At 54.9% G+C, this 24,063-nt stretch carries 21 protein-coding genes, 1 tRNA gene and 1 pseudogene; 13 read left to right on the top strand and 10 right to left on the bottom strand.

What is annotated here, in order from left to right; translation table 11 throughout:
* Window positions 1-3: 3 nt before the first annotated feature.
* Window positions 4-1,242, top strand: coding sequence for an exo-beta-N-acetylmuramidase NamZ domain-containing protein (locus HWX74_RS07230; RefSeq protein WP_176012905.1), 1,239 nt, complete (start codon window positions 4-6; stop codon window positions 1,240-1,242).
* Between the two features lie 10 nt (window positions 1,243-1,252).
* Here the strand turns inward: HWX74_RS07230 and HWX74_RS07225 are convergent, their stop codons facing one another.
* From HWX74_RS07225 to HWX74_RS07195, 7 genes are read right to left on the bottom strand one after another with little or no spacing between them, the layout of a single operon-like run.
* A complete protein-coding gene (locus tag HWX74_RS07225; RefSeq protein ID WP_176012904.1) occupies window positions 1,253-1,948 on the bottom strand; it encodes a glycosyltransferase family 2 protein in 696 nt (231 codons plus the stop codon).
* Window positions 1,949-1,957: 9 nt separating this feature from the next.
* Window positions 1,958-2,758, bottom strand: coding sequence for an alpha/beta hydrolase (locus HWX74_RS07220; protein WP_176012903.1), 801 nt, complete (start codon window positions 2,756-2,758; stop codon window positions 1,958-1,960).
* A gap of 28 nt (window positions 2,759-2,786) precedes the next feature.
* Window positions 2,787-4,145 (bottom strand): NCS2 family permease, encoded by a 1,359-nt coding sequence (locus HWX74_RS07215; RefSeq protein WP_176012902.1) that lies wholly within the window; start codon window positions 4,143-4,145, stop codon window positions 2,787-2,789.
* Between the two features lie 29 nt (window positions 4,146-4,174).
* Window positions 4,175-5,458, bottom strand: a complete 1,284-nt coding sequence (locus HWX74_RS07210; RefSeq protein WP_176012901.1) for a tetratricopeptide repeat protein — start codon at window positions 5,456-5,458, stop codon at window positions 4,175-4,177.
* Window positions 5,455-6,495 carry a UDP-3-O-(3-hydroxymyristoyl)glucosamine N-acyltransferase gene (gene lpxD / locus HWX74_RS07205; protein ID WP_176012900.1) on the bottom strand — a complete coding sequence of 347 codons (1,041 nt, stop codon included), beginning with the start codon at window positions 6,493-6,495 and terminating at the stop codon, window positions 5,455-5,457. The genes HWX74_RS07210 and lpxD overlap by 4 nt, the downstream gene beginning before the upstream one ends.
* Window positions 6,496-6,512: 17 nt before the next feature.
* Window positions 6,513-7,115 carry an OmpH family outer membrane protein gene (locus HWX74_RS07200; protein ID WP_176012899.1) on the bottom strand — a complete coding sequence of 201 codons (603 nt, stop codon included), beginning with the start codon at window positions 7,113-7,115 and terminating at the stop codon, window positions 6,513-6,515.
* A gap of 16 nt (window positions 7,116-7,131) precedes the next feature.
* Window positions 7,132-7,533 carry a hypothetical protein gene (locus tag HWX74_RS07195; protein ID WP_176012898.1) on the bottom strand — a complete coding sequence of 134 codons (402 nt, stop codon included), beginning with the start codon at window positions 7,531-7,533 and terminating at the stop codon, window positions 7,132-7,134.
* Window positions 7,534-7,873: 340 nt separating this feature from the next.
* Between HWX74_RS07195 and HWX74_RS07190 the strand changes: the two genes are divergently transcribed.
* Window positions 7,874-9,277 (top strand): YihY/virulence factor BrkB family protein, encoded by a 1,404-nt coding sequence (locus HWX74_RS07190; RefSeq protein ID WP_176012897.1) that lies wholly within the window; start codon window positions 7,874-7,876, stop codon window positions 9,275-9,277.
* A 12-nt stretch (window positions 9,278-9,289) separates the two neighbouring features.
* Here HWX74_RS07190 and priA read toward each other — a convergent pair whose 3' ends face one another.
* Window positions 9,290-11,521, bottom strand: coding sequence for a primosomal protein N' (priA, locus tag HWX74_RS07185; RefSeq protein ID WP_176012896.1), 2,232 nt, complete (start codon window positions 11,519-11,521; stop codon window positions 9,290-9,292).
* A gap of 233 nt (window positions 11,522-11,754) precedes the next feature.
* On the opposite strand from priA, the gene HWX74_RS07180 reads away from it, so the two are divergent.
* From HWX74_RS07180 to HWX74_RS07165, 4 genes are read left to right on the top strand one after another with little or no spacing between them, the layout of a single operon-like run.
* On the top strand, window positions 11,755-13,287 hold the full coding sequence (locus HWX74_RS07180; RefSeq protein WP_176012895.1) for a nodulation protein NfeD: 1,533 nt from the start codon (window positions 11,755-11,757) through the stop codon (window positions 13,285-13,287).
* 13 nt (window positions 13,288-13,300) lie between these two features.
* Window positions 13,301-14,200: a flotillin-like protein FloA gene (floA, locus tag HWX74_RS07175; RefSeq protein WP_176012894.1), complete on the top strand. Its 900-nt coding sequence runs from the start codon at window positions 13,301-13,303 to the stop codon at window positions 14,198-14,200.
* A gap of 28 nt (window positions 14,201-14,228) precedes the next feature.
* Window positions 14,229-15,215: a flotillin-like protein FloA gene (floA, locus tag HWX74_RS07170; RefSeq protein WP_176012893.1), complete on the top strand. Its 987-nt coding sequence runs from the start codon at window positions 14,229-14,231 to the stop codon at window positions 15,213-15,215.
* A 49-nt stretch (window positions 15,216-15,264) separates the two neighbouring features.
* Window positions 15,265-15,780 carry a hypothetical protein gene (locus HWX74_RS07165; RefSeq protein ID WP_176012892.1) on the top strand — a complete coding sequence of 172 codons (516 nt, stop codon included), beginning with the start codon at window positions 15,265-15,267 and terminating at the stop codon, window positions 15,778-15,780.
* On the opposite strand, the gene lpxK is transcribed toward HWX74_RS07165, so the two are convergent.
* The gene (lpxK, locus tag HWX74_RS07160; RefSeq protein WP_217704885.1) at window positions 15,781-16,986 is read right to left on the bottom strand and encodes a tetraacyldisaccharide 4'-kinase; all 1,206 of its coding nucleotides are present in this window, start codon (window positions 16,984-16,986) and stop codon (window positions 15,781-15,783) included.
* Between the two features lie 210 nt (window positions 16,987-17,196).
* On the opposite strand from lpxK, the gene HWX74_RS07155 reads away from it, so the two are divergent.
* A tRNA-Phe gene (locus tag HWX74_RS07155) sits at window positions 17,197-17,272 on the top strand.
* 447 nt (window positions 17,273-17,719) lie between these two features.
* Here HWX74_RS07155 and HWX74_RS20645 read toward each other — a convergent pair.
* Window positions 17,720-18,145 (bottom strand): annotated as a pseudogene (locus HWX74_RS20645) (transposase).
* 1,120 nt (window positions 18,146-19,265) lie between these two features.
* Between HWX74_RS20645 and HWX74_RS20640 the strand changes: the two are divergent.
* From HWX74_RS20640 to HWX74_RS07115, 6 genes are all read left to right on the top strand, one after another.
* The gene (locus tag HWX74_RS20640; RefSeq protein ID WP_176012890.1) at window positions 19,266-19,613 is read left to right on the top strand and encodes a transposase; all 348 of its coding nucleotides are present in this window, start codon (window positions 19,266-19,268) and stop codon (window positions 19,611-19,613) included.
* 301 nt (window positions 19,614-19,914) lie between these two features.
* Window positions 19,915-20,064: a hypothetical protein gene (locus HWX74_RS07135; protein ID WP_176012889.1), complete on the top strand. Its 150-nt coding sequence runs from the start codon at window positions 19,915-19,917 to the stop codon at window positions 20,062-20,064.
* Window positions 20,065-20,140: 76 nt separating this feature from the next.
* Window positions 20,141-21,865, top strand: a complete 1,725-nt coding sequence (locus HWX74_RS07130; protein WP_176012888.1) for an SWIM zinc finger domain-containing protein — start codon at window positions 20,141-20,143, stop codon at window positions 21,863-21,865.
* A gap of 67 nt (window positions 21,866-21,932) precedes the next feature.
* Window positions 21,933-22,406 carry a hypothetical protein gene (locus tag HWX74_RS07125; RefSeq protein ID WP_176012887.1) on the top strand — a complete coding sequence of 158 codons (474 nt, stop codon included), beginning with the start codon at window positions 21,933-21,935 and terminating at the stop codon, window positions 22,404-22,406.
* Window positions 22,407-22,543: 137 nt separating this feature from the next.
* Window positions 22,544-23,089 carry a GNAT family N-acetyltransferase gene (locus tag HWX74_RS07120; RefSeq protein WP_176012886.1) on the top strand — a complete coding sequence of 182 codons (546 nt, stop codon included), beginning with the start codon at window positions 22,544-22,546 and terminating at the stop codon, window positions 23,087-23,089.
* A 92-nt stretch (window positions 23,090-23,181) separates the two neighbouring features.
* The gene (locus HWX74_RS07115; RefSeq protein WP_176012885.1) at window positions 23,182-24,018 is read left to right on the top strand and encodes a pyridoxamine kinase; all 837 of its coding nucleotides are present in this window, start codon (window positions 23,182-23,184) and stop codon (window positions 24,016-24,018) included.
* Window positions 24,019-24,063 lie beyond the last annotated feature (45 nt).

Below are 24,063 nucleotides of genomic sequence, written 5' to 3'. Positions count from 1 at the left end.
TGCATGCGAAGTAGATTGCTGGCCCTATTTTTCGTCATTTTACCGCTGGTTGTTCCGGCAGGCGTTTTCGCCGCCGCCCAACCGGCATTCAAATCGAGCCTGGAAAATTTTCTGGCCAGCTATACCCACCTGGTCGCCGGAAAACGGGTCGGGTTAGTCACCAATCCGACCGGCGTCGACCGCAATCTTCAGTCGGTCATCGATATCATGAACGCCGACAAACGGATCAACCTGGTGGCGTTGTTCGCGCCGGAACACGGTATCCGCGGCAATTTTCAGGCCGGTGTCGAATTCAATCTGCTGCCGGACCCGCAGACCGGCTTGCCGGTTTATTCGCTGTACGGACCGCAGGGCCACCGCCCTTCGCCGGAAGCGTTGAAAAATATCGACGTGCTCATTTACTACATCCAGGACATCGGCAGCCGGACTTACACTTATATCTGGCACATGGCCGAATGCATGAGCGCCGCCGCCGAGGCGGACAAGACGATGATCATCCTGGATGTGCCCAACCCGTTCGGTCCGGGACAAATCGACGGGCCGATCCGGGAGGAATCATTCAAATCCTTCATCGGCCTCTATCCGATTCCCTACACCTATGCGCTGACCGCCGGCGAGCTGGCCCGTTATCTGAAAGGGGAGGAAAAAATCAACTGCCGGCTGCAAATCATTCCGATGGGCAATTACTCGCGGGAAACCAGCTGGGAAGACACCGGGTTGACCTGGGTGCCCACCTCACCGCAAATTCCGTCGGCACAATCGGCCTACTGTTATCCGATCACCGGGGTGATCGGCACGATGGATTCCGTCAACATCGGCATCGGTTACACGCTGCCCTTCCAGGTGCTGGCGACGCCGTGGATCGACGCCGATAAGATGGCGGCTTATCTGAACGATCAGAAATTTGCCGGCGTCCGCTTCCGGCCGATTCACTTTCGCCCGCTGGCCGGCAATTATCAGGGGGAGGATGTTCACGGCGTTCAGATCCACGTACTGGATCCGACCGTGTTGAAACCATCGACAATCGGCGTGGCGATGCTCTGCTACCTGCAGGATAACTATTCGGAATTCCGCTGGCCGACGACCGAAGCGGGCTTGCATAGTTTCGATCTGGCGATGGGGACGTCACGGGTCCGCGAACTGATCCTGCAACGCAAAAGCTATCAGGAAATTTGTGCCGAATGGGAAAAACCCAACGCCGCGTTCAAACAAAAAAGCCAGAAATACCGGCTGTACCGCTGACGCCGACGGCTCATCTCTTCAACAGCTTGATGATATTGGCAATCTCGTAAAGCGTTTCCAGCGCAGTCAACAACGACGCCGAACTGGTGCCGCCCTGCCGCGGCCGGATTTGAATCGGCTCCTCCAGCACCTTGCCGCCATCCCGGACAAACAGCAGCACCATGATATCGCAAAAGCTCATCCCGTTCGGGCAATCGTCCAGTTTGGCCAGCGCCGCCTCCCGCCGGCAGAGGCGCATGCCGGAATTGATGTCGTAAACCGGATTGCCGGGCACGACCAGGCCGGCAAATTTCCGGATGACGGCTTTGGCGAATTTCCGGCAAGCCGAAGCTTCCGGCATTCCCTGCCGTGAACCGACCACCAGGTCGGCCTTTTCCGCCCTGGCCCGCCGCCACAACCTGGCCAGATCGGCGATATGGTGCTGGCCGTCGGCATCGAACGTGACGACCCAGGCGCCGTCCGCCGCCCGGATGCCGCTTTTGACCGCCGCGCCGTAACCGCGGTTCCGCCCGTGGCGGATCAATTGCCAGTCCGGCGCCAGCAACGGCTGGAGACGGTCGACGGAACGATCGGTCGAGCCGTCATCCACGACAATCAACTGCCAACGGCGTTCCCGGCATTCCGCCAGAACGGCGGAAGCAACCATTGCAATGGTTGCTTCTTCGTTAAAACAGGGGACGACGACACTCAGCTCCGGCTGCGTCATGGGAAACTTTCAAAACCCCCGGCCGGCCAACCAGACGGCGGACAAATCCGGCCAGACGGCCGCTTCCGGAAATGCGTCCGCCAATCCGATCCCGTGCGGCCCGCGGGGAAAGACATGCAGTTCAAACGGCACATCGGCATCGCCCAGCGCTTTGGCAAACAAAAGGCTGTTGGCCACCGGCACACTTTCATCGCTGGCGGTATGCCAGAGAAACGCCGGAGGCGTCGCCGGCGTCACCCGCTTTTCCAGGCTGTAATAATCGACGATTTCAGCGGAGACCTCATCTCCGAACAAGTTCAGGAAAGATCCCCGATGGCCGTACTCGCCGCCGGAAATGACCGGATAGCAGAGAATCAACGCATTCGGCAGCGGTGAAAACCGTTCGCTGTCCGGCAGCTGAAGCTCCTGACCGATCGTCCCGACGCTGGCCGCCAGATGGCCGCCGGCCGAAAAGCCCAACAACGCAATTTTATCGCTCTTGACCCGCCAGCGCGCCGCCCGTTCCCGCACCAACTGAATCGCCCGCATCGCATCCAACTGCGGCGACGGAAAACGGTTCGGCGCGGTTCGGTACTGGATGACGACGGCATGAAATCCCAAAGCGTTGTACCGTTCGGCCACCGGTCTGCCTTCATGATCCGCCCGGCACATGTAAGCGCCGCCCGGCAACACCGCAACCAGGCCATGCTCCCGGCCGTCGTCCAGCAAATAAGTCTCCAGATAAGGCTGGAAGTCGCCGGCAACGGTATCCGCGTACAAATTCAACTGCTCCACCGGCCGGACGGCCGGTCCTTTCGAATCATTTTCCATCCCTAACACTCCTTACCTTCAAACCAAATCAGCGTTTCAGGAAAAACAGATAAGCCGCCAGCAGCGCTGCCAGCAGATAACTCAGCCAACCGACGTTCCGGCCGCGGCCGGCCAGCAATTTGATAACCGGATAACTGATGAATCCCAGCAGCATTCCGTCGGCAATGCTGTAGCTGAACGGGATGCCGATGATGATCAGAAACGATGGAATCGCCTCGCTGTAATCCTGCCAATCGATCAACGTGACATTCTGCACCATCATCGCGCCGACGATCACCAACGCCGGCGCGGTAATCGGCGTATACCCGATGATCGTCTGCAACAACGGGGTAAAAAACAACACCAGAAGAAATGCCAGCCCGCAAACCACCGCGGTCAGTCCGGTACGCCCTCCGGATTCCACGCCGGCGGAACTTTCGACAAAACAAGTTACCGTACTCATGCCGGCCGCCGCTCCGACCACGGTACTGAGCGCATCGACGGAAAAAACCCGCTCCACCCGCGGCAGATGGCCATTTTTCAGCAGTCCGGCCCGGGCGCCGACCCCGATCACCGTTCCCAAGGTGTCGAATACATCCATGTAGATGAAAATGATCAATAACGGCAGCAGATCGGCAAAATGGCTGAACACGCCGGCGATATCCGCCTGGCCGATGACCGGCAGCGGATTGGCCGGCCAGCCGAGCAGCGCCGTCGGCCGGATGACCCCCAGCAGCAACGCCACCAACGTGGAAAACAGCATGCCGAGCAGGATGGCGCCGCGGATCCGGCGGACCTGCAACACGGCGATAACCGTCAAACCGACCAGAAAGATGAAGGTTTCCGTCGAATGAAGCGGATTCAGGATATAATGACCGGAAGCGCCGATGATCATTTTACCATTTTCCAATCCCAGCAAGGCAATGAACAATCCGATCCCGACGGCGATGGCATTTTTCATGCTGTTGCTGACTGCGCCGATCAGCAATTTGCGGATATTCAGAAAAGAAAGGATCAGGAAGACGAGACCGGCGATGAAAACCACCCCCAACGCCAATTGCCAGGCGGCATCCGGCCCGGCTTCCGAGCCGACCAGCACCGAGCAGGCCGGAATCAACGTGATCACCATCAGGATATTCTCTCCCATGCCGGCCGCCAGCGCAATCGGATAGTTGGCATAGAGTCCCATCAGAAAACAGCCGAGAGCCGCCGTCAGGCAAGTCGTCGTCAACAGCGCGTCGAACGGCATGTTGGTGCTGATGCCGAAAAAACGGCCGGAAAGAATCGCCGGCTGCACACAGGTGATGTAGGACATCGTCGCAAAAGTGACCAGTCCGGCGATGACCTCCGTCCCGATGGTGGTATTATTTTCCTTCAGCCGGAATAATTTTTCGAAATACGGTTTCATAGTCGCTCGTCTCCTCTTTCTCCACAAAATTAGTTGTCCGGCGGCCGCAAAAGCGCCCGGGCTTCCGGGTCGCCCTGTTCCGCCGCCAGCAACAGATATTCCATCCCGGTTTGCTGGTCCCTGCCGGTGCCATAGGCACCTAAATAGCACAACGCCAACTCCCGCTGGCCGGCCGGATAGTTCAATTCCGCCGCCCGCTTGAACCAGTAAAAAGCGGCGGCCGGATCTTCCGGCGTCGCTTTGCCTTCCCGGTAAAGCTGCCCCACCTTCAATTGCGCGGCCGGATGATTCCGGCGGGCCGCCTCGAGGAAATATTCAAATCCCCGCGCCGGGTCGGCTTCAACGCCGAATCCTCCGCTGTAACACACGCCCAACTGGTAAAATCCGCCGGCGCTGCCCTGTTCGGCTCCGGCCCTGAAATACTCCACCGCCTTGACCGGGTCCTGATCGATTAAAATACCGTTCAAATAATGTTCGCCCAGCTTGACCTGCGCCATCGCCAGACCGGCCGCCGCCGCTTCCCGCACCAGTTGAAACGCTTTTCCGGCATCCGGCGCCACGCCGATTCCCAATTCATAGCAATAGGCCAATTTTCCCTTGGCCTCCAGATCGCCAAGCGATTCCGCCCTGGACAGATAGTCGAATCCGGCTTTTTCGTCCGTCTCCATGCCCTGCCCGCTGAAACAACAGTCCGCCAGCAACCGCAACGCCGCCGAATCGTCGGCCGCCGCCGCACGGCGCAGTAACTTCACCGCCTCAACCGACGTTTCCGGCTCCTGCAGGCCGAGACGCCCCAATTCGCGCACTGCCGGAATATAATCGGCGGCCGCCAACTCCCGCAGCAGTGCCGTTCCCCGCTCCGGGTCGGCCGGCAAACCGGGCGTCGGCGCCGAACCGGTCAACTCCGGTTCAATGCCGCTCAGAAAATACCCGGCCAACTGAAACTTGGCCGGATTTAAGCGGTCAGCCGCTTTCTGAAACCATTCGAATGCCCGATAGTCGTTCCGATCAACCCCAAACCCCTGCTGATAGCAGATCGCCAGGTTGTAAATGCCGGCGTCGGAATTCTGCTCCGCCGCTTTCCGGAACCAGTGGGCCGCCACCGTCCGGTTGCGCGGCCGATTGACGCCGTTGAAATACTCATCGGCCAGTTTGAGCATGGCCGGAATTTCACCGTCCAACGCCGCCTGGCGCAACGGGTCGGCCGGCGCTTCCTCCGCCCCGTCGACCACCGCCATTCCCAGCCAGAGCGATAGCGTCAAACCGCAAACCAGAGCTGGACGGCCCAGGGCATTCCAGCCGGGACATCTCATTTTTCCGCTTGGAGTTCGGCCAGCTGCGCCTTCAACTCTTCGAGCCTGGCAGTCAATTTCTCGACTTTGCGCGGCAGCGCCATCCGGGCCATGAATTCACGTTGCGTTTCCGCCGGCGTTCCCACCGCAATCGCCCCGGCCGGCAAACTTTTGACGACGCCGGAGGTGCCGGCGACCTGAACGCCGTCACCAAGGGTGATATGGCCGTTGACGCCGGATTTGGCCGCCAGAATAACGCCGCGGCCCAGCTCGGCGCTGCCGGCAATGCCGCACTGGGCGACCAGAATGGAACTCTCGCCGATGATCACGTTGTGGGCCACCATGACCTGATTGTCAATTTTGACATTGCTCTTGATCCAGGTCTTGCCGAACCGGGCCCGGTCGACCGTGGTATTGGCACCGATTTCGACATCGTCATCAATCTGCACGATACCGGTCTGCGGCACTTTGACCAACCCGTTCGGACCGGGCACGAAACCGAAGCCGTCGGCTCCGATGACGACGCCGGGATGAAAAATATTCTTGTTGCCGATATGGCAGCGGGCCATGATCGTCACATTCGGATAGATCAGGCAATTGCAGCCGATGGTCACATTCGGACCGATATAACAACCGGCGCCGATCACCGTATTGTCTCCGATCACCGCTTCGGCCTCGACGACCGCATTGGCGCCGATATGAACGCCGGCGCCGATTTTCACCGTCGGATCGACGACGGCACTCGGATGAACGCCGGGGGCATATTTGACCGGCTCCGGCGCAAACACCATGATCACTTTGGAGAAGGCGTAATCGACGTTGTCGCAAACGATGAAGGTACGGTCATTCAACGGTTCATCGGCCAGATCGGGGCAGACCAGAACGATGCCGGCCCTGGAGGTATCCAGTTGATGTTGATACTTTTTGTTGCCGACAAACGACACCTGGTCGACGGTGGCGTCTTTCAGCGAAGAGACCCCGATGACGATGCGGCTCGGGTTGCCTACGATTTTTCCATTGACCAGTTCGGCGATCTTTTGCGCGGAAATTTGTTTCATGACTGCTCCATCGGGTTTTATTTTTGTTCCGTTGCTGTATTGTCGTCTTTCGCTTCCCGGGGCTGGTTGCCGCGATTGAGCGCTTCCAGAACCGCGTCGGTAATATCGGTGGCCGGATCGAAGTAAACCACCGCCGTCACAGCGTTGCTGTTCTTGCCGGAGCAATCCAGAACAAAGGTGTAACCGGATACCGCCGCCCGTTTGGTCACCTCGGTTTTGATCTCCGTAACGATTTCGTCATTTTTTTTGCGTTCAAGCTCGCTGAACTGCTTCTGGCTGGACATCGCATACTGTTCGATCTCGGCGCGTTTGGCCTGCATGTCCTGATATTTCTTCTGCGCCTCCAGCCGCTTGCTTTCCCGTTCGGTCGGACTGAGGGCGAGATTCTGGGAGGCGTCGCGCAACAGCACATATTCATTTTCGATCTTCGTGTAAGACTCTTTCAGCCGGTTCAAATAACCGATATAGACATCCTGCTGCTGCTGCAGGTAAGTTTCGGCGATTTTGGTTTTGTAAAAACCGCGGAACACCTTCTCCATGTCGATGACGGCAATCTTCTGCTCCGCCGCCGACAAACCGACAGCCAACACCAGCCCCAGCAGAAACAGCAATTTTTTCATGACAAACATCCTCCGGTCAATTCTTTTCCGACTGCAGCTGCTGTTTGGCCAATTCGACGATTTCCAACAATTTGCGGTTCTGCAGTTCTTTCGGCAAGGCGGCAAAAGCATCAAGCAGAATCTTTTCATCGCTGTTCAGCGACGCCAGGTCGTGACTCATGCGCGGGCGGTCAGGCGGCATGTACTGCGGAGGTTCGGCTTTCATTTCGTTCGTAATCTCCCGTGGCGTGTTCAGATGGGGTTGCAACAACGGATAAAGTTTATCCCAGGTCTCCTGACGGATCGACAGGGTTTTGCGGGATAAAAAACGGCTCAACGTCTCAATACGGACATTGGTACGGCGCGAAAATTCACTCATCGACCCGAAAGAATTGATCGATTTCTGCAGCGCCTTCAGAATATCATCGGTAATTTTCATCACATCCACCTCCCCGGAAAGGGTATTTTCCTTATTTCCCGATAATATAAACGTCATCCATTCCCAGCGCAACAGGGATTTCTCATTTTCCTCCGGCAAAAGCCTCTGTTTCAGCAGTCCGTCACTTTGCCGTCTGTCGCCGCCGGCCGAAATTTCATCCGTCAAATTCCCGTTGAACCGCCGCCGAAACGGTCTTTGCACTTCCAGCCGGCCCACTGTCCGGCGCCGGCATCATTTTTTTCGGCAATCACGATTGGGCAAAGCCGCTTCGAGGAGTTACATTACTGCAAGCATCCCGAAAGTCGATTTCCAGAAGCATTTTTTAAGGAGCAATTGAAATATGGATCTCAAACCGTGGAAAGAACGGGCGACCCGGGCCCGCAATTTTCTGTTCAGCGACATCTGGTTCATGAATTTTCAGCCGCTGCCCCGAACCAAGCGCCTGTTGTTCCGGGCATTGAAAGTGGCGATGCTGCTGTTCTCCAATTTGAAAGCGGACAGTTGCTATCTGCGGGCGTCGGCGCTGACCTTTTATTCCATCTTCGCGGTGGTGCCGCTGGCCGCGCTGCTGTTCGGCATCGCCAAGGGGTTCGGGCTGGAGACGAAACTCTACACCACGCTGATGGAGAAATTTTCCGACCAGCAAGTGGTGATTCAGCACATCTACAATTTCGCCGAACGGACGCTGGAACACACCCGCGGCGGATTGATCGCCGGCATCGGCGTCGTCGTACTGCTGTTCACAATTCTGAAAATGATCGGCAATATCGAGAGCTCCTTCAACCACATCTGGAGCGTCAAAATCAACCGGAGCTGGTTTCGGAAATTCACCGACTACACCTCTTTGCTGCTGGTCTGTCCGATCTTCCTGATCAGCACCGCCGGCGTCAACACACTTTTCCGGCGCTTCACCGCCGAAGGCGCCTGGCTGGAGGCGCTGGCCCAGCCGATGAGCGCCTTTTCGATCCGGCTGCTGCCGTTTGTGATGAGCTGGCTCATTTTCACGCTGATCTACCGGTTCATGCCGAACACCCGGGTGCAATTCAAGGCGGCTCTGCTCTCCGGCATCATCAGCGGGACGGTTTACCAGCTCTGGCAGATGCTGTATATCGGCATTCAGGTCAAATTGTCCAGTTACAACGCCATCTACGGCAGTTTGTCGGCGCTGCCGCTGTTCCTGCTGTGGATGCAGTACAGTTGGGTGATCGTCCTTTTCGGCACCGAATTGGCCTTCGTGCTGCAAAATGTCGACAACATTGAATTCGAGCCCGGCGCCTCCAGGCCGAGCATCCGGCTGCGGCGGGCGGTCAGCCTGCTGCTCGCCACGCTGGTCGTCAAAGATTTCAAGGAAGGCGCCACGCCGCCGACCAGCGAAGAACTGGCGCGGCGCTGTGAAATTCCGTTCCGGTTGACGGAGGATCTGCTGTATCAATTGACCCTGGCAAAAATTCTCTGCCGGGCGGTCGACGAACAGGGGATCGGCAAATTCGGCTTCCTGCCGGCAATGCCGCTGGAAAAATTGACGATTGCCGAGGTGCTGGACCGCCTGGACAACCTGAGCAGCGGACCGGAACCGATTCCGCCGATGGCTGAATACCGCACCATCGAACGCATCCTGGAACGGCTGCGGGAAGTGAATGCTTTTTCCGAACAGAATCTGCAACTGCAGATTTTGTTCGATACCGAAGCGGCCGATCGCCAATTCGTCAAAAACACACTGCCGCCGACGGAAACCGCCGGTTGACCGCCGGATGTTTTACAACAGACTCTGCGCATCGATGTCGAGGTAAAGTTCGATCCCGTCCGGATGCCGCCGGCGCAAAGTCAATTCGCGCAGCGCCTGCCGCAATTGCTTCAATTTCCGGCCGCGGAAAATGATTTGAAAGCGGTATTTGGTTTTGATCTTTTCGATCGGCGCCGGCGCCGGCTCCGAGACGATGATTTCATCATGACAGAACGGCCGGAGCAACTCCATGCACCTCGCCGCATACTGCATTCCGGCCTCTGCATCCAGGCTGCGGAAATTCAACACCATCAAATGACCGTCCGGCGGATAATGCAGCGCTTCCCGCACCGTCATGTCGTACTGATAAAACGCCTTGAAATCCTGACTGACCGCAAAACGGATCGTATCGTTGGCCGGACTGAACGTCTGGATGATCACTTCGCCGCGCACATCACCGCGACCGGCCCGGCCGGCCACCTGGGTCAACAGTTGAAAGGTCCGCTCGCAAGCACGGAAATCCGGCAGATAAAGCCCCTGATCGGCGTTGATGATGCCGACCAGCGTGACGTTCGGGAAATGCAGCCCTTTGGCGATCATCTGAGTACCGATCAAAATATCGATCTCGCCCTTGCGGAAACGATCGAGGATCGCCTCGTGCGAATTGCCGGCCCGAATCGAATCGGAATCCATCCTGACCACCTTGGCGCCCCGGAAAATCGCCGCGGCCAGGCTTTCGATCTTCTCGGTGCCGCTGCCCGAATAGCGGATTTCGGCCGCCCCGCAGGATGGACAGCATTCCGGCGCTTCGATCATCGAACCGCAGAGGTGACAGGAGAGCATCTCTTCTTTGCGGTGGTAGGTATAGGGCACCGAACAGGATGGACAGCCGGCGACATAGCCGCAGCTTTCGCAGAGCATCTGCCGGGCGAAGCCGCGGCGGTTCAGAAAGAGAATCGTCTGTTCGCCCAGTTGCAGGCGTTCCTGAATGGCCTGGATCAATATTTTGGTGAACAATCCGGATTTTTTCTCGCCCGGTTCCGGCGCACCGAGCCGCAGGTCGACCACCTTGACCGACGGCAGCAGTTTGTCATCGACCCGGTGAAGCATTTCGACCAGCACATACCGTTTTTCCAGCGCGTTGCGGTACGATTCGAACGACGGCGTCGCCGAACCGAGAATCACCGCCGCCTGCTCCAGCAATCCGCGCATCACCGCGACATCACGGGCATGATAGCGCGGCGCCTCAGACTGTTTGTAGCTGGCCTCGTGTTCTTCGTCGACGATGATCAAACCGAGATTACGGAACGGCGCAAACAGCGCCGAACGCGCCCCGACGACAATCTGCACGATCCCGTCATTGATCCGGTTCCATTCGTCGAACCGTTCCCCGTCCGACAACCGGCTGTGCAGCACGCTGATTTTATCACCGAAACGGGCCCGGAAGCGGCGGACCGTCTGCGGCGTCAGGGAAATTTCCGGTACCAGCACGATGGCGGACCTGTTCAATTCCAACGCCATCGCAATGCTCTGCAGATAGACTTCGGTTTTGCCGCTGTTGGTGACGCCGTGCAGCAGCATGACATGCCGTTTTTCGCGTCCCTCCAGCATGGCCCGCACCCGTTCCAGCGCCGCCTGCTGTTCGGCATTGGCCGGCAACGGCGCGCTCGGCAGCACCGTCGAATCGCTGAACGGATTGCGCCGCAGCAGTTGTTCCGATTTGGCAACCAATCCATTTTTCACCAGCCCCTGCAGCGGAGAAACGGTCGTTTCCGCCAGATTGAGCAGGACATCGGCCGCCAGCCCAGGCTGCTCGAGCAGTACCTTCAACAGATTGACCCGTCCCTGCGCCTTCTCCCGGCCGGCATTGGCTTCGATGTATTGACGGGCTTTTTCCGGCTCGGCCACCCGGTAAACCGTCAAGGTTTTCGGTTTGATCCGTCCAAGGCGGACGGCGCCGGGCAGCAGCGACCGAATCGCCTGCTCCTGAGTGCAGCAGTAATATTCGGCCATCCAGCTGCCGAGTTTGATCAGCGCTTCCGGCAACTGGGTCCGGCCGTCACCCAGCGATTCGATCGTCTTCAATTGCTCTTCGAAGTCGGAGTGATCGGACAAAGCGAGAACATAGCCGAGCCGGAACGAGTTGCCGAACGGCACCCGGACCCGGACCCCGATGACGATCCGGGCCGCCAATGGCGGCGGAATCAGATAATCGAACGCCTTGTCCAGCGACAAATCCACGATCACCCGGGCAATCCTGCTCATATCGTCAATTCAATCCTTACGCTTTGCCGTCCAAATCTTCCGCCCGGCAATCCACTGCCGTCGCACCGGTCCGCCTTCCGGCATCATCCGGAGATGAAAATATAATGGATAAAACCCCTTTCGGCGAATTGAATTGTTGCATTTTTCCAATTAATGTCTTATCTTTTAGAAAAAGGAAAGCGCCACCCGCAAAAAAAAGTTTACGGGGGCGAAGCGGGGAAAGGATCGAACCGATGATTTTGCGATTGAAACGTCTGGCGCCGGTAATTCCGCTGCTGTGCCTGGCCCTGGCGGCCTGGTTGTTCAACACTGCCGCCAAACCGCCGCCGGAATACGTTGCCGACGCGCAGAACGTCGTTTATTACCTGCCGCAATTTCTCGAATTCGAAGAGATCAGCGAAAGTGAAATGCGCTTTCTGAAAAAAACCCTGGACCGGGCGGCCGAAGAACAGGTCAAGGCGGTGATTTTCGAACTCAACACGCCGGGCGGCCGGATCGACGTCGCTTTGAAATATGTCTCCATTTTGTTGAAATCCAAAGTGCCGGTCATCGCTTATGTCAACCCGCAGGGGATTTCCGCCGGGATGGTCGTCGCCTTGGCGGCCGACCGGATCGCGATCAATCCGGATGGCTTGATCGGCGATGCCATGCCATTGGAGATCACCATCGAAGGCGTGCGGCCGATTACCGCGCCGCCGGCGGAAAAAACGTCGGAAACGGCAAATGACGAGAAAACGACGGCTGAATCCATCGTCGAAGAAGCCAAGGAGTTAAGCGAACAAATCGACCGGCCGGAAGCGGCACCGAACCGTCATACCGACCGGTCTTTGACGGATCAGAAATTTCTGACCGTCTTCTTCAAGGCGCTGCAGGTGCTGGCGGAAAAAAACGGCCGGCCGGTTAAAATCGTCCGGGCGATGGCCGATCCCTATGTGCAGTTGACCGAAGAGGCCGACGGCATCGCCCATACGGAAGTTTCGCCGCTGACGCTGGGAGGCCGGGAAGCGGCCAAACTCGGAGTGGTCGATTATCTGGCCAAAAACCGCAGCGATTTGCTGACCCAGCTGAATCTCGGCGATGCGCAGGTGCAGGAAATCCGCCGGACCGCCTGGGAGCAAGTCGTCCAGTTCCTGTCCCATCCGGTGCTGGCCGGCGCGTTGCTGGTGCTCGGCATCGTCGGCATTTTCATTGAGATCAAGACGCCGGGATTCGGCGTCCCCGGTATCCTCGGCCTGACGGCGCTGACGCTGTTCTTCCTGGGACACGTGGCCAGCGGGGCCTCCGACTGGGGGCCGATCGTCATCTTCTTCGTCGGTTTGCTGTTGCTGCTGCTGGAAATTTTCGTCATTCCGGGATTCGGCATCGTCGGCATTCTCGGCGGCGGCTGTATGATCATCTCCTTCTGCCTGGCCTTCGGCTGGGAACAGCTGCTGTTCGGCAGCCAGGTGGTGGCGGTTTCATTGCTGGTGGCGCTGGGCATCATCATCGCCCTGATCGTCTACGTCCTGCCCAAGAGCCGCCTGCTCAATCCATTGACCTTGAAAACCAACGAGAACAGTTCCGACGGCTATGTCTCAGTCGAGGCGGACAACACCCTGATCGGCAAAGTCGGCCAGGTGGCGGCCCAGTTGCGGCCGGCCGGCGTCATCGTCATCGGCGACAAACGTTACGACGCGGTCAGCGACGGAGAGCTGATCGAAGCCGGTTCCAACGTCGTGGTCATTAAATGCAACGGCTTTCAATTAGTGGTCAAACGCATCAAATAGGAGAAGAAAAAAAATGCAGTGGGTTCCGATCATTCTGGCCATCATCCTGATGTTGTTCGGGTTGTACGTCATCTTCTTTTTCATCCCGTTCCGGCACTGGCTGGCGGCCGTTTTCGCCCAGGTGCCGGTCAGCATCGGCGCCCTGATCGGCATGCGGCTGCGGCAGGGGCCGCCGCAGATCATCGTCGACGCAATGATCCAGGCCCACAAAGCCGGCATCCTGGTGCCGTCCGACGTGCTCGAAGCGCATTATCTGGCCGGCGGCAACGTCGACCGGGTGGTGCAGGCCCTGGTCGCGGCGGACAAGGCGAGCATCGAATTGTCCGTCCAGCGGGCGACCGCCATCGACCTGGCCGGCCGCGACGTGCTCGAAGCGGTCAAGATGAGCGTCAACCCGAAAGTGATCGAAACGCCGGAAGTGGCGGCGATGGCCAAGGATGGCATTCAGGTCAAGGCGATCGCCCGGGTCACGGTGCGGGCCAACATCGACCGGTTGATCGGCGGCGCCGGCGAACAGACTATTCTGGCCCGGGTCGGCGAGGGCATCGTCACGACGATCGGCTCCTCCGACAGCCACAAGAAAGTGCTGGAAAATCCGGACACCATCTCCAAGACGGTGCTGGCCAAAGGCCTGGACGCCGGCACCGCCTTCGAAATTCTGTCGATCGATATCGCCGACGTCAACATCGGCAAGAACATCGGCGCCCAACTGCAGACCGACCAGGCCAACGCCGACAAGAACATCGCCCAGGCCAAAGCGGAAGAGCGCCGGGCGATGGCCGTCGCCCACGAGCAGGAGATGACCGCCCAGATCAGCGAAATGCGGGCCAAATTGATCGAAACGGAGGCGCAGGTGCCACTGGCGATCGCCAAGGCCTTCCGGGACGGCCAGTTCATTCTGGAAAGCAAATAATGAATTTTTATCGATAAGGAAACAAACCATGGATTTCTCTCTGGCACTGTTGATCGGCCTGGTCATCGTCGGCATTTTTATCGTGCTTCTTCTGGTGGTCATCATCCCGATTCCGCTGTGGGTGGCGGCCCTGCTGTCCGGAGTGCGGGTCAGCGTCGGCTCGCTGGTCGGCATGCGGATGCGGCGGGTGCCGCCGCAAGTGATCCTGTCGGCCCTGATTCAATCGAAGAAAGCCGGCATCACCGTCGATTCCAACGCGCTGGAAGCGCATTACCTGGCCGGCGGCAACGTCTTTCGCGTCGTCCTGGCGTTGATCGCCGCCGACAAGGCCAACATCGAACTGTCGCTGCAGCGGGCGACCGCCATCGACCTGGCCGGCCGCGATGTGCTTGAGGCGGTCAAGATGAGCGTCAATCCGAAAGTGATTGAAACGCCGATGGTTGCGGCGATGGCCAAAGACGGCATCCAGTTGAAAGCGATCGCCCGGGTCACGGTGCGGGCCAACATCAACCGGCTGGTCGGCGGTGCCGGCGAAGAGACCGTCCTGGCGCGGGTCGGCGAAGGCATCGTTTCGACGATCGGGTCGGCAACCAAGCACAAAGATGTCCTGGAAAATCCGGACATCATTTCCAAGACGGTGCTGGCCAAGGGATTGGATTCCGGGACCGCCTTTGAAATTCTGTCGATCGACATCGCCGATGTCGACGTCGGCAAGAACATCGGCGCCGAACTGCAGATGGCGCAGGCCAACGCCGACAAGGATATCGCCCAGGCCAAAGCGGAAGAGCGCCGGGCGATGGCCGTCGCCCGCGACCAGGAAATGAAGGCGAAAATCCGCGAAATGGAAGCGGAGCTGGTCAAAGCCCAATCCGCCATTCCGCAATCGATCGCCGAAGCACTGCTGGAAGGCCGGATGGGCATCATGGATTACTACCGGATGAAAAATATCATGGCCGACACCGATATGCGCCAGTCCATCGCCCTGGAATCCGACAAGGGCGTCAAAGCCAAATAATTCATCCTAACCAATGGAAGGCGGGGCAAAGAGTCCCGATCAGCATACAATGGAAGAACTAGTCAGCTTTCTGGTGGTGGTGGCAATCGGCGCCTACAAACTTTACGAATGGCACCGCAAATACAAAGAACGCCGGGAATACCAGAAGGGACTGGAAGAGCGCCAGCACGAACGGCAAGCCCAGTCCGCCAATGACGATCAAACCGACGGCAATTGGACCGATGCGGCAACCGACGAACCGTCTTACGAATACGAACAGGAGGCCGGGACGGCCTGGCCGCTGGAAATGACGGAGGAGCCGGATTGGGACGCCATCGAGCCGGAGGTCGCCCAGGAAGCCATCGACGACATTGAAAATCAAACGGTTGCACTGCAGGATCAATTGGAGCAGTTGCAGGCTTCGCCGTTCAGGACCTCGCCTCCATCGTCAGCCTTCTCACCGGTTGACGACAAAATGACGGAAGAGTCGTACGGCGGCAGTACGGCCGACTTTCTGCGACATCACCGGCGCACGGCAATGAAACTGCAGCTCATCCTCGACAAGCCGAAAGCACTGCAGGATTGATCAGTCCGACAGAAAACAAATGCGGGAAATGCACTGATCGAAATTTTCCTGCCCACTCAGGATATCGATTTTGATCCGCAGAAAATAGATCGGCAACTCCGTTTTTACCGATGCCGGAATCCGGACGGCGTCCTTTTCCGTCGTGACGATCATTCTGGCGCCGGAAAGCTTCGCCTGATGCGCAAAAATCTCAATTTCCGTCTCGGAATAACGGTGATGGTCGGCATAATGCTCCCGCAATGTCAATTTGGCGCCGAACCCCTCGAGAAAATTTTCGAAACTCAACGGATTGGCGATCGCCGAAATCGCCGCTACTTTCAGATTCTTCAGATGCTCCAGTTCCAGTTTGTCGTCGGGCTGGAAAGCGTGTTCCAGATATTGCGGCATGTGGCAGCATTCGATGATTTCCGCCCGATGATTGTGCCGGCGCAGAAACGATTTCAAATGACGCAGTTGATTGCCGCCGTTCGACTTGGTCAGAAAAATATAATCGGCGCGCCGGATATTTTTCACCGGTTCCCGCAACGTTCCCCTCGGCAGCACATGATGGTTGCCGAACGGACTGGTGGTGTCGACCAGAACGATGTTGATGTGCGGCTTCAGGCGCAAATACTGGAAACCGTCATCCAGAATCAGCGTGTCCGTCTCGAATTCGTCAATCGCGTAAAGCCCCGACTTCACCCGGTCCTTGTCCACCAGGACGACGACGCCTTTCAAATTGCGGGCCAGCATATACGGTTCGTCCCCGGCGTAAGCCGAATCAAGCAACAGCTTCTCCCCGTCGGAAACCACCTTCGGCGGCACTTCCATCTTTTCGGAACTGAATTTCTGCCGGATTTTCTCCCGCCAGGTCCGTTTTTTGCTGCGGTAGCCGCGGCTCAGGATCGCCACCCGGCGTCCCTTCTGGCTCAAAGTCCGGGCGAATACTTCGACGACCGGCGTTTTGCCGGTGCCGCCGCAGCTCAGGTTGCCGATGCTGACGACCAGGCAGCCGATCGCCCGGTTGCGGACGATGCGCTTGTCATACAGCCAGATGCGGAACTGAGTCGCCATCCGGTAGAAACGCGAGGCGAAAAACATCACCCCAATCATTGCATAATCCGTATAGCTGCGGCGTTGCCGCCCCATGATCAGCTTCAAAAAATATTGTTCCAGATTCTCAAAAAATTCACGGCTCGACATGTGCAGCCTGTCCCTCTCGACCATTCCCGACATTTCCGGTTGCATCACTGTTTACATATAGATTTATAAATTACCCTCCCGGCCGCTGAAAGCAACCGCGAAAGCAAGAAAACGGCCTGGAAAGCGTGAATAGCCTCAAAAAAAACTGTTTTTTTCATCATCAAAATTTGCTTTTCGCCATTTTCGATGTTTATTAAAAAACGTCAACAGCGAACTGTTGATTTCGATTCCGGTGGCGAGATAGCTCAGTCGGTAGAGCAGAGGACTGAAAATCCTTGTGTCCCCAGTTCGATTCTGGGTCTTGCCACCATTTTTTGTATATACGCCAGTCCAGGTGACTGGCTTTTTTGTTTTCCGCCCTACACTTTGAGCTCAAACCTACTCAAAATCGCAAGGATGTAGGTACTGCCGACACCCTTCTACCGCCAAATCTGCTCAACTGCTCAGATTTTTTGGAAACGACCTGTGTCACCTCCGATTTTAGGCACAGGTCGTAAATTACTAATAATCAGCAATGTTATTCTCTGCCATTCCGGTCATTATAAAAACAATATGAACGGAGCCGCAGACGAGATTCAAACTTGCGTCTTATCGCCTTCTGTCAATTTTGTCAGGTGTCGATCCTGTGAAAACACTTTCTGCGGCATCCTTGCGATTAACAAACAGCCGAATGAAAACGTTATAACCAACCGAACACGCCATAAAACAAATCCCGAGCGGGAAGAAAACATTTGACCATCGATCAAACGATGGCATATTAATCCCGAACGACAACGATAATACAGGAGACTGTCATGGCAAAGACAGAACTGCCGGACAGTGAAGCTGTCGGGAAACGCATTCGTGAAACTGCGCCGGGAACAAGGCTTCCCATTCCGTTTTCAAATCGACACAAAGTGCTCGGGGCGGCGAGTGGCCGGTCACGACCGACAATGGTCTGAATCAACGGATTGTTTCGTAATTCATGATGGACATTGAAATCTTCATTGCCCGCAACCAGCGCAAACACTCTTTACCGAAGCAGGTCCGGAAAAGAGTGTTTCACTTTGCCGGACTGTCGAATATCGAAAGAGGTCAATAAGTTCCCCGCGCGGCGCATCAAGTCGAACTTGCGATCAAATTCCTTCATAAAAAGCAACCCACCATCGCTGCTGATATTGCCGCCATCGAAGTTGAATTCTATTTTTCTCCTTGCCGGACCTTGAAAGAACGGACTTGATGCACTACATTTTGTTGCAGGCAGACCTCGGGGGTATAATGTAACTTAAGCTATTACAATATAATACTTTATCGAGGTTTTATCTCTTTGTTCTGGAATAATTTATGCAATATTCAAGCTGTTATAGGCACAGGCTGTTTGTCCTTTCAGCGATGCATCTATGGGGGCAATGAGTACTTTTATTGGTCAGCGAGTAGAAGTAGTAGAAACGTTTGATTTGCCAGTCACTATTGGTTTTAATGCTGTACCTATATTATTTTCAGCAAATAATTGAAGAATGTGTTCCCCCATAAATCATCCAGAAAACCCTTGAATGGGAGTAACATACTGGTCCTTGACAGAATTATTTTTCCTTGAATTTTTGAGGTAATATATAATGAAATACTTTATCATTGATTTTAAACTGATTGGAGAAATATATCAGTCTAAAGTGAAATTATTATTTATCTTTGCTTGTTTTTTAATTTTAATAAAAACACAACCGGTTTTTTCGGTCAATAATTATATTCCAAAACATTATGGGATGATGCAAAATATTTTACTGATCATTGCTTTATTAACTTATACAATGATTCAAAAAAGCAAAAAGATAAACATATTAAAATCATTCGTAATAATATTCTTATATTCATATTTGTATTCTTTTTTAATTTGTCTGATGCTATTCTCTTTTTCGTCAATTTTGTATTCTTTTTTTACAGATTTACGTTTGTTATCAATTCGTTGTTTTTATCTATTTATCCATATACTATTAATTTAGTATTGACATTATTGTACGTTTTTTATATTTTCCGTAATGAGCAAAAATAACAATTTTTAACATCAAATCAAAAAAAATAAAGACTTGATTGTTTAAAATTTGTGGATAACGTCCGGAAAATTGCGCACATTTGAAAGTTGGAAAATTTGAAAAGCGGCCTGTTCTCTGATTGATTATAATGACCAAACTTTAATCAAAAGAAAGGAAAACAATAGCGCCTGAAAACGAAAAGGCAATCTGTGAAACAATCAAAATTGATGGAAAAGGGATCCGGGATCATTTGGACAGGTTGGTGCGTCAATCCGTTGAAGCACGCTGAATGCATTGTTAAACGCAGAAGCTGATGCGATCTGTCAGGCATCGAAGTATCAGCGCAGTCCGGATCGTCAGGATACGCGGGCGGGAAGTTACAAGCGTAAACTCCTGACGAAAGCCGGAGAAGTGGAACTTCGTGTTCCCCGCTTGCGGACGTTACCGTTTGAAACGCAAATTAATGTGCGCAAAATAACGGACGCTACCGAACACGGCAACTATCTTTTTTCACCCAAAGCGACACGATCCGTTTTTAGGAAGCGTGCCAAATTACCGGACAATTTATTGCCAAATTGCCGAAAGTCGCTTAAAAAATGCCAATCACATGGTATTGTATCCGAGATAAGCTGCCAAACATAAACTGGTTTCCGGCAATTGTCCCCAAATGGAGATATGCCGCTACTGGCGACCAAAAGAGTTTTGTATGTTATGAATAAAAGATTGCGCCCAAAGAAACATCTCGGGGAATTTCGGGAGATGGAATTCGATTTTGCCATACACCATATCCCAAGGGAGGTTGACCGTCCAGAAGGAAAGTGACGCAGTGGAGTGGTGCTATGACAAATATACCCAGCGGCCGATTTCTGTAAGAAGGCCATTCCTTGCCTGAGTGGAAGGCAAAAAAAAAATGATTACAACAGGGTTTTCAAGTGAATAAAAAATGAAAAAAGCGGTGACAATTCGCACTTCCGCTGCAGCGTATTTGACCTATGTCGCTTCCAGCGGCGGGCCGCCGGAGAGCGGGGAGCAGTACACGATCAAAAGCCGGGCACGGATGCGGAGCGCGCGAAACATGACGGTGCCGTATTGACCGACAAGTATTTCGAAGAACAACTGGAAAAGATTCGGATTCAAGAGCAAATGCATCAAGATAAAGAAGATAATTTATGAGCCGTGAACATGATAATTTGAAAGAATTGATTACCCGGCAGAATCTGCGGAAGGAAGCTGGAGACGTCTATTTCAAGCGTGGGCTGGACTATTTTAAAGCCGGGCAAGTGCAAACGCTGCATTTGAATGATGGACGTATTGAGGGCAAGGTGGCCGGGAGCCGGTTCTATCATTGTTCGATTGAGTCGGATGGGAACGGCTGGTTTTCCGGAGAATGCAGTTGTCCGCTCGGTGACGACGGTGAATTCTGCAAGCATCTGGTCGCACTCGGACTGGCTTTTATCGAAGGATTTGAAACGCCGCAGCCGACCAGCGGGAAACGCAGTAAATTCGATCTTGCCGCGTTTCTGAAAGCACAGAGCAAAGAGGAGTTGATGACGTTGCTTAGCGAAGCGGCAAAGCTTCATCCCGATTTACTGGAGTTTTTCCGGATGAGTTATCTGCCGGACGATCCAGACTCCCTGCGCCGGGAGTTGTTGCAGAAGATCGACCATCTGCTGGAGCTGGCGGAAGAATGCAGTTATGTCGACTGCTATGGTGACGAAGGAGATGAAATCGATGAAAATTTCGAACAGCTTCGGCAGGAACTCGGACAACTGACCCAAACGATGAAGCGTGTGCCTTCGTCATTGATGCTGGAGTTAGCGGAATATGCGATCAAAGAGGCGCTTAAGCGGGAAGGCGGTGATGACGAAAATGGACTCGATGAATTGATCGGCGAGCTGTTGCCGTTCTATTTCGACGCGGTAACGAAAGGTGCTGGCAAACCTCTGGAAATTGTGGAAAATATGATTGAATGGGAAGCGGCAAATCCATGGGGAGCGCTTGGAAAAATCGGACGTTATTTCATGGACGCGCCCCAACGGATTGTCAATGCCTGGGAAAAAATCGCGCAACGCCAGTGGAAAGAAATGCCGGAACTGCCGATGGGAGCGCGAACCTCCCATAAGCGGGAATTGATTGAAAAGCGGTTGCTGCAACGTACCAGGATTAATTGCGATAAAGAACTGGAATTGAAAATTTTGCAGAAAAATCAAAGTTCTCCGGAACAGGTTTTAGCCTTGAGCAGGCAGTTGTTCCGTCTGGATCGTTACGACGAGATACTGCCGTTGCTGCAAAAAGCACATGATCACTTCAAAGGAGATCATGATATCTTGAATGCTCTGGTGAACGAACTCATCCGATGCGACCGGAAAGAAGAAGCGCTTGCCTTGGCATGGAACTGTTTTGAACGTTACCCCGATTGCCGATACGGTTACGAGTTTTTGCGTTCGACCGCCCGTTACTGCCATAAGAGTAAAGTTTATTTGGCCAAAGCGTTGGATTTTCTGCGCAACCGTCTCGCTTCAGGCGATCAGGCGATCAGCGCCCGTACGGAGATGGTGAACATCCTGATTGGTGAAAAAGACTATCCGCAGGCGCTGGAAGTTGCGGAAGGTGGCCTGTGTGCGCATCAGACCCTTTACTGTTTGGCGGACGCTATAGCGGAAACCCGGCCGGAAGCCTCGGCGCGGTTGATCAAAAGGCCGCTTGACCAATATTTGCCTCAGGTCGGCGACCGTTTTTATGCCGAATCGGTGCGTTTGCTGAAACTCTATCAGAAATATCTGACGGCAGCCGGAGAAAGAGAACGTTTTCAACAGGAAATCCTCGCTATTCGCCTGCAATACAAACCACGCCGTAAATTCATCGGAATGCTGGACAAAGAGGGCTTGAAGTAATCGAATGCCGATATCAATTGAAGTTAACGATATTAACAGGAAAACTCAAACGCGAAAACAAGGTATCATGAAAGACATTCCGGCAAACGGAATCATTCTTTATCATAGGGCGGATGGGGCGAGCGATATTCGTCTCTATTCCCGTGACGGCAAGGTTCGGCTGAACCAAAGACAGATTGCAGAACTTTTTGCCACCTCCGTCGCCAATATTAGCAGCCATGCGTCAAAGATACTGAAAGACAATGAATTGGAGAGCGATTCAGTCGTTAAGTCTTCTTTAACAACTGTCGCCGATGGCAAGGATCATCCGGTTGATTGCTATTCTTTTCGAAACACAAGTATGATGAACACACTGGCTTTTGAGCTTGAAAGTGGTTGGTTTGGCTTTGCGGAAGATGCTCTGCCAGACCAGTGGATTTCAACCGGCGATATCATTTTCACGCCCAAAGCTGGCGGCCGGAACGACAGCGAAATCGGCAGAAAATCCGGACGGGAACCGGCAATGTCTTTCAATATCGTCATATCTGGTTCTCAAGCGTGAATCAAATCATTCGACCAGAATCTTCAGGCAGTCCGGTCTGGTCCGGATTTCCAATCGTTCCATCGACTTTTCCGGTTTCGGCGCTATATTATCTCCCGTCGTCACTTCAGAGAGCTTTACCAATTTCAGGACATCGTATGATCAGCTATCGTCATCTGACCGCGGCGCAACTGATACCGTCGCTGTTCGCACATTTCGACCGTTACCAGGAAGTCAAACAATGCTGGCGCCAGGAAAATAACACCTGGATACTGAAAGACATCGCCTTTATCGACGACTGGGAGCCGAAGCATATCGACGTTCTGGTCAAATGCCTGTCGAATACCGTCCGGACCGGCGGCGCCGTGATTGGCGCCTTTGAGGAAAATCAGCTTGTCGGTTTTGCCGCGCTGGAAAACGAGTTATTCGGCAGGAACCGCCGCTATTTGCAATTGTCAAGCCTCCATGTCACCTATCCCAAACGCGGCGGCGGAATCGGCAGGGAACTGTTCCGCCGGATTGGCGGCGAAGCGGAACGGCGCGGCGCAGACAAACTTTATATTTCCGCCCATTCCGCCCGGGAAACCCAGGCGTTTTACCGGGCAATGGGCTGCAAGGAGGCGGAGGAATATAACTCCCGGCTGGCGGCGGCGGAGCCATGCGACTGCCAACTGGAATTCCAGCTAAAACCTTCAGACCGGTAAAACCGCCGCGCCTGCTTGCCGGCTTTGCTTTCTCAGCATTTGCATCGGTCGAATTGGAATGATATACTAAAAGCTCAGGAGAGGAAGCTAAAATGAAAAGAATTGTTACCATCCAGGATATTTCCTGCGTCGGCAAATGTTCGCTGACGGTGGCGCTGCCGATTATTTCGGCGATGGGCGTCGAATGTGCCGTGCTGCCGACGGCAGTGCTCTCGACTCACACGATGTTTCCCGACTTCACCTTCCGCGACCTTACCGACGACATCCGGCCGATCGCCGCCCACTGGCAGGCGGAAAAAATCGGCTTTGACGCCATTTACACCGGCTATCTCGGCTCGTTCGAACAACTGAAGCTGATCTCGGAATTCATCGACAATTTCAAAACGCCGGGCACTCTGGTTTTCATCGATCCGGTCATGGCCGACAACGGCAAACTTTATACCGGCTTCACACCGGAGTTTGCCCGGGCGATGGCCGGACTCTGCGGCCGGGCCGACGTGATCGTCCCGAACCTGACCGAAGCGGCCTTCCTGCTCGACCTCCCTTACCAGGCCGGCGGCTACGACGAAAACTATATCCGGGAGCGGCTCAAACGTCTGGCCGGACTGGGCGCCAGGAGCGTGGTATTGACCGGTGTGAGCTTCCGACCGGACGAGCTCGGCGTGATGGGCTATCATGCCGAAAAAGACGAATTCTTCAGCTACTTCCACCGGAAAATCGAGGTTTCCTTCCACGGGACCGGCGACATCTTTTCCAGCACCGCGGTGGGCGCGCTGATGCGCGGCTTTTCACTCGAACGGGCGCTGGCGCTGGCGGCCGATTATACGGTTGACTGCATCGAAGGCACCATGAATTCCCCCGGCCACGCCTGGTATGGCGTCGAATTCGAACCGGCGATCCCGGGGCTGGTGGCCCGGTTGAACCGCTGAAGCCTCGCCGGGGAGAACCGTTCTTCCGCGCTTCTTCGGACAAAA

Source organism: Victivallis sp. Marseille-Q1083 (genome assembly GCF_903645315.1).
GTDB lineage: Bacteria > Verrucomicrobiota > Lentisphaeria > Victivallales > Victivallaceae > UMGS1518.
This window is presented reverse-complemented; position numbering and strand designations above follow the sequence as displayed.

What these genes read in the sequence shown, in the direction of transcription:
- floA (WP_176012893.1), top strand. Translation starts at nt 14,229, where the DNA reads ATGGATTTCTCTCTGGCACTGTTGATCGGCCTGGTCATCGTCGGCATT.
- HWX74_RS07125 (WP_176012887.1), top strand. Translation starts at nt 21,933, where the DNA reads ATGAAAGACATTCCGGCAAACGGAATCATTCTTTATCATAGGGCGGAT.
- HWX74_RS07195 (WP_176012898.1), bottom strand. Translation starts at nt 7,533, where the DNA reads ATGAAAATTACCGATGATATTCTGAAGGCGCTGCAGAAATCGATCAAT.
- lpxK (WP_217704885.1), bottom strand. Translation starts at nt 16,986, where the DNA reads ATGGTCGAGAGGGACAGGCTGCACATGTCGAGCCGTGAATTTTTTGAG.
- HWX74_RS07230 (WP_176012905.1), top strand. Translation starts at nt 4, where the DNA reads ATGCGAAGTAGATTGCTGGCCCTATTTTTCGTCATTTTACCGCTGGTT.
- HWX74_RS07220 (WP_176012903.1), bottom strand. Translation starts at nt 2,758, where the DNA reads ATGGAAAATGATTCGAAAGGACCGGCCGTCCGGCCGGTGGAGCAGTTG.
- HWX74_RS07215 (WP_176012902.1), bottom strand. Translation starts at nt 4,145, where the DNA reads ATGAAACCGTATTTCGAAAAATTATTCCGGCTGAAGGAAAATAATACC.
- HWX74_RS07200 (WP_176012899.1), bottom strand. Translation starts at nt 7,115, where the DNA reads ATGAAAAAATTGCTGTTTCTGCTGGGGCTGGTGTTGGCTGTCGGTTTG.
- HWX74_RS07115 (WP_176012885.1), top strand. Translation starts at nt 23,182, where the DNA reads ATGAAAAGAATTGTTACCATCCAGGATATTTCCTGCGTCGGCAAATGT.
- HWX74_RS07190 (WP_176012897.1), top strand. Translation starts at nt 7,874, where the DNA reads ATGGATCTCAAACCGTGGAAAGAACGGGCGACCCGGGCCCGCAATTTT.
- HWX74_RS07180 (WP_176012895.1), top strand. Translation starts at nt 11,755, where the DNA reads ATGATTTTGCGATTGAAACGTCTGGCGCCGGTAATTCCGCTGCTGTGC.
- HWX74_RS07135 (WP_176012889.1), top strand. Translation starts at nt 19,915, where the DNA reads ATGAAAAAAGCGGTGACAATTCGCACTTCCGCTGCAGCGTATTTGACC.
- HWX74_RS07210 (WP_176012901.1), bottom strand. Translation starts at nt 5,458, where the DNA reads ATGAGATGTCCCGGCTGGAATGCCCTGGGCCGTCCAGCTCTGGTTTGC.
- priA (WP_176012896.1), bottom strand. Translation starts at nt 11,521, where the DNA reads ATGAGCAGGATTGCCCGGGTGATCGTGGATTTGTCGCTGGACAAGGCG.
- floA (WP_176012894.1), top strand. Translation starts at nt 13,301, where the DNA reads ATGCAGTGGGTTCCGATCATTCTGGCCATCATCCTGATGTTGTTCGGG.
- HWX74_RS07120 (WP_176012886.1), top strand. Translation starts at nt 22,544, where the DNA reads ATGATCAGCTATCGTCATCTGACCGCGGCGCAACTGATACCGTCGCTG.
- HWX74_RS07165 (WP_176012892.1), top strand. Translation starts at nt 15,265, where the DNA reads ATGGAAGAACTAGTCAGCTTTCTGGTGGTGGTGGCAATCGGCGCCTAC.
- HWX74_RS07130 (WP_176012888.1), top strand. Translation starts at nt 20,141, where the DNA reads ATGAGCCGTGAACATGATAATTTGAAAGAATTGATTACCCGGCAGAAT.
- lpxD (WP_176012900.1), bottom strand. Translation starts at nt 6,495, where the DNA reads ATGAAACAAATTTCCGCGCAAAAGATCGCCGAACTGGTCAATGGAAAA.
- HWX74_RS07225 (WP_176012904.1), bottom strand. Translation starts at nt 1,948, where the DNA reads ATGACGCAGCCGGAGCTGAGTGTCGTCGTCCCCTGTTTTAACGAAGAA.